We start from the raw sequence: 245 nt of genomic DNA on the forward strand, positions 1-245 counted from the left end.
CACGACACTCCGGGTGGTCAGTTGGCGACGTATCTGGCGGCGTGGGAGGCCGGGGCGGATGCTGTGGACGGGGCGTCGGCGTCGATGGCGGGCACGACCAGTCAGCCGGCGTTGTCGGCGATCGTGGCGGCGGCGGCGCACACCGAGCGGGACACCGGGTTGGATCTGGGGGCGGTGTGCGATCTGGAGCCGTACTGGGAGGCGATCCGGAAGGTGTACGCCCCGTTCGAGTCCGGGCTCCCCGC

General features: G+C 72.2%; 1 protein-coding gene. It reads left to right on the forward strand.

The window, feature by feature from the left end:
* The coding region (locus RU01_RS20445; RefSeq protein ID WP_042576441.1) for a hypothetical protein at positions 1 to 245 on the forward strand (245 nt) is incomplete at both ends.

The sequence above is a fragment of the Rhodococcus sp. MEB064 genome (genome assembly GCF_000834565.1).
Classification (GTDB): Bacteria; Actinomycetota; Actinomycetes; order Mycobacteriales; family Mycobacteriaceae; genus Rhodococcoides.